Raw genomic sequence first — 4,562 nt, 5'->3', positions numbered from 1 at the left:
TGACCTGCCCTGGAATTTTCGGACCAGTTGAAACTTGAGAGAATGGCTTCCAACGGAGAAAAGGAAGTCATGAAGAAGAGCCGGTTTACGGAAGAACAGATGGTCACCATCCTGCGCGAGGCGGACAAGGCGCCGGTCGCTGAGGTCGCGAAGAAGCACGGGATCAGCGAGCAAACCATTTACAACTGGCGGCAGCATTTCGGCGGGCTGGAAGCTGCCGATGTGAAGCGGCTCAAGCAACTCGAGCAAGAGAATGCGCGGCTGAAGAAGATGCTTGCCGAGCGCGATCTCGAACTGGACGTGATGAAAGAGATCAACGCAAAAAAGTGGTGAGCGCGCCCGCCCGACGCCAGCAGGTCACGTATGCGAAAGCGCGAGGCCTGTCGGAGCGGCGTGCGTGCGCGCTGATGTCGGTCGCCCGATCGGCACTGCATTACGAATCGACACTGGCCGTGCGGGACGCGCCGGTATTGGCAGCGATGAGTATCCTGTCGGCGCAGTATCCGCGTTATGGTTACCGCCGCATTCAGATCTTTCTGGAGCGGCAGGGTCATCCCATGAGCGCCGACCGAGCCTGGCGGCTGTGGCGTTTTGCAGGGTTGCAGGTGCCGCGCAAGCGCCCCCGTCGACGCGTGTCGGTCCATCGCCCTCGTCCGCAACCGGCGACGGCGGCACGACACGTCTGGGCGTACGACTTCGTATTCGACGCGTGTGCCAACGGCCAGCAGTTGAAGTGTCTGACGGTGATCGATGAGTACACGCGTGAATGTCTGGCAATCGACGTGGCCGGATCGATTCGTTCCGGACGTGTCATCGAAGTTCTGTCCCAACTGGTCAGCCTTCATGGTGCGCCTCGTTACTTGCGTTCAGACAACGGCCCAGAGTTCGTATCGCGGGCCATCCTGAAGTGGGCGGCGCAGAACGGCATGGACATGGCGCTCAGCGAGCCAGGCAAGCCTTGGCAGAACGGCGCGGACGAGAGCTTCAATGGCAAGTTCCGAGATGAATGCTTGAGCCTTGAATGGTTTCGAACACGCACGGAAGCGAAGGTTGTGATCGAGCAGTGGCGGCGTCACTACAATGCCATCCGGCCGCACTCGAGCCTGGCCTATCTGACGCCCGACGAGTTCAAGCAGCGGTATTGTTTAACTGAAGTAACCGAGGCCATTCCCCAAGATTGAAATGGCCCGAAGAAACCAGGCAGGTCAGGTGGCTCACACACTGAAGGTGGGATTCTGATGTATTTCCAGCTACGACAACTCATTTTATGGCCGCGCCACGGCGGCGAACCACGCGTCGTGAAATTTGAGCCTGGCGTTGTCAATGTCATCAGCGGGGCGTCGAAGACCGGCAAGTCGTCGGTGATTCCGATAGTTGACTACTGTCTGGGGTCGGAAAAGTGCGCTATCCCGGTGGGGGTGATTCGCGAAAGCTGTTCTTGGTTTGGTGTGCTGGTCGATACCCTTGAGGGGCAAAAATTGATTGCCCGCAGGGAACCCGGAGATCTGAAGGCTTCTGGTGACATGTTGCTGTTGGAGGACGTGGCAGTTGAGCCACCCGCTGTCATCCAGGAGAAGAACCAAACGGTTGACTACGTCAAGGCAGTCTTGAATCGACTTGCCGGACTGTCAAACCTGCAATTTGAGCCGGGTAGTGAAGACCGGTTCAAGTCACGCCCAAGTTTTCGCGATCTAATGGCTTTCCTATTTCAGCCCCAAAACATCGTCGCGAATCCTGATGTGATGTTCTTCAAGGCGGATACGACGGAGCATCGCGAAAAGCTAAAAACGATCTTTCCTTACGTTTTAGGTGCAATTAGCCCGGAGCTCTTGCAAGCACGCCACGAGTTGGATCGCGTCGGGCGGTTGCTTCGCCGGAAAGAGGGCGAGTTGAAGGCGCGACAGGCTTCCGGCGCTTCCTGGCAGCGAGAAGGGTTTGCTTGGGTACGTTTGGCGATCGAGTATGGACTATTGCCGCCGGACACCGCAGTCCCGAACGATTGGCCATCGATAGTGGACCTGCTTAAAGCCGCAATGCAAAGCGACCCCCAAGTTGCGGCCCCAACCTTGGCCTCGATGGACGTCATAATGGGGCGTCTCACCGAGTTGCGGGCCGCCGAGTCCAAGCTTGTGATGGATCTCAATCAGTCTCGTAGCCGATTGCACGAACTACGGCGTCTTGACGAAAGCAGCGATACGTTTCGGAATGGCCTTCAGGTCCAGCGTGACCGGTTGGAATTGTCGAAGTGGATTCGCCAACTCGCGTCTGATCGGCCTGCAGCGGTGCTGGAGCCGAGCGATGCGGGAAGAGCACGCATTGACCAGCTCTGTGACGCGCTTGATGGCATAGAACTTCGACTACGATCGCATCCTGGCGTGACGGAATCTCTCGGACGAGAAACGCTTCGTCAGCGCGAAGCCGTGGATAAAATCCTCGCGGATCTTGCGGCAGTACGGCAGGAAATACGAACACTGGAAGGTCAGTCGGAAGACGCGCGCAAGGTGACGACACGTGGGGAGGAGATCTCACGGTTCCTTGGTCGCCTGGAAGAAGCGCTGAGGCTGTACGAAACGCTGGATACGTCTTCTGCACTTAACGAGGAAATTTTATCGCTGAGGACTCAAATTGAGGTCTTGGACCAGCTGATCTCCGAGCACGAAATCGGTCGGAAAACGGAAAACGCGCTGGATACGATCCAGGCGATTTGTTCACGGCTGGTTCCACAGCTTGATGGTGAGTGGCCGGATGCCCCAATCCGACTCAATGTCCAGGATCTGACGGTAAAGGTGATTCGCGGTACACGCGATGATTTCCTTTGGGAGATTGGTAGCGGCGCAAACTGGCTTGCATACCATGTGGCACTGACCCTTGCGCTACAAGGCTATTTCCTTAGCAAGCCAAATCATCCCGTACCGGGTTTGCTCATCTACGATCAACCTAGCCAAGTCTACTTTCCGACGCTGCGAGCGGGAAAGGCGTCGCGAGAGAACCTAGACCCCCAATGGGGTAATGAGGACGTAGATGCGGTGCGGAAGGTGTTTACACTGCTGGACAACATCATTGCAAAGACCACGGGTCGGTTACAGGTCATCGTGCTGGATCACGCCGATGAAGAGGTCTGGGGCGGATTGGCAAACGTCGTCCGTATCGAAGAGTGGCGAGGACAAGGCTTGGTGCCGGCGGCATGGCTTTGAGGGGCACGACAACACTGACTGGGATAGCCGTTCTAAAAGCAAGTGATGACTGGTGGCCTAGGGAAAGGTTTCCCGAGCTTACTCTGACTGAATACCTACCGGACGTTCATGAAAGTTCCGTCTGCACTAATCACGGCTGCCGAGAAGGCAATACGAGACTGCCGCACACAGCAGAATCCCGTTTGGGGAACGGGGGAAGTGGCCGAAGTGGCACGGTTAGTCTTGCAACTGCCTGAGAAACTGGTACTGGAGTGGCGTCCGTATCTGCAAAGCGGTGAACTTGATGTGCTCGGAGTTTTTGCTCACAAGACCCCCAAGGCTCGCTGTACGGATTGGCACGGTAAATCACGGTTACCGGAGCTTTGCGACTTGTTGTTGGTCCTCGACTGCGAGGAGCCAAGCGGGCGCACACGGCGTGCACTGGTTATTCAGGCCAAGGTCGCAGATCCGGGGTCAGCGACAGGGCAGTTCAAGGTGGATAAAAATGGCCCGGACGTCCAGCGCTATCTATATGCACATTTGCCAAAATTCAAGTTGACTGGGCTACGTCCGACGCCTAAACAGTTCAACATTGCGCCCACGGCACCGGGCAAATGCCTAGGCGTTCGATATGCCTGTATTGACGTCAATGCCCCGGTTCCAGCTTCGGGTTGGTGGCTCGAGGATGCTCAACCAAGTATACCGGTTGGGCTGACGGCATCAGGTGCTGCGGCAGGCTACGATGGCGTTTTCCGTGCGACCGTTCCATTGGGGAAAGCGCTGAGCGACATGGTAGTGGGTACCCTGGGTGAGCCTTTGAAAAGTGGCGGCGACTGGGAGCGACTCGTAGACCATCTGGTGAAGGTTGGGAAGAGACGCTATCAGGCGGGGAAGAAGCCGCCTGATGTAGTGGCGGCAGCTGCCGGAACTTTGCTGCCCCACGTCGCGGCAGCATCTCTGTTTATGACTAACGCTACCGCATTTTTTGAAACAAAAGCGATGAGCGGCCATGATGTCCAGTGGGGCAGGGCCGAACCACCTAACGATGACCGCCCGCGGGTTATTCTCGAAACTCAAGGCCCCGGATTTGGCATTGTCTACATACGCCTAGTGTCGCCCGAGTGGCGCGACGAAGCGGCGACTTAGCGAATCGTGCCTCGTCGAACAATCGACCGGAACATTCACGGTGACGGTCGAATAAAATTTCTCTCTCCTACGCTGACTGTCGTTAGGCCGAGATTTGCACCTATCCATACGTAAAGATCTTTCGCATGTTCACAGTTACAGATCCCGACCTGGAGCAGCCCCCTGAAACACCGGACACAGTCTCCCACTTAAAATTACGGGTAGGCATAAGGCTGTGTTTTTGACTAACACCAGGCAGGAAGC

The 4,562-nt window shown here is 56.6% G+C and carries 3 protein-coding genes and 1 pseudogene; all 4 read left to right on the top strand.

The genetic code is table 11. From position 1 onward, the window contains the following. Positions 1-42: 42 nt before the first annotated feature. A pseudogene (locus HWX36_RS37525) lies at positions 43-219 on the top strand (transposase); the annotation flags it as partial. After that, positions 186-1,181, top strand: coding sequence for an IS3 family transposase (locus tag HWX36_RS36535; protein WP_244136619.1), 996 nt, complete (start codon positions 186-188; stop codon positions 1,179-1,181). The pseudogene HWX36_RS37525 and the gene HWX36_RS36535, both read left to right, overlap by 34 nt. Before the next feature lie 57 nt (positions 1,182-1,238). After that, positions 1,239-3,194, top strand: a complete 1,956-nt coding sequence (locus HWX36_RS36530; RefSeq protein WP_175958555.1) for a DUF3732 domain-containing protein — start codon at positions 1,239-1,241, stop codon at positions 3,192-3,194. A gap of 108 nt (positions 3,195-3,302) precedes the next feature. Continuing rightward, positions 3,303-4,319 carry a hypothetical protein gene (locus HWX36_RS36525; protein WP_175958554.1) on the top strand — a complete coding sequence of 339 codons (1,017 nt, stop codon included), beginning with the start codon at positions 3,303-3,305 and terminating at the stop codon, positions 4,317-4,319. Positions 4,320-4,562 lie beyond the last annotated feature (243 nt).

The sequence above is a fragment of the Burkholderia sp. BCC0405 genome (assembly GCF_902833075.1).
Taxonomy (GTDB): domain Bacteria; phylum Pseudomonadota; class Gammaproteobacteria; order Burkholderiales; family Burkholderiaceae; genus Burkholderia.
Note: the sequence above shows the minus strand (reverse complement) of the source record. Positions and strands in the feature narration are given on the sequence as shown.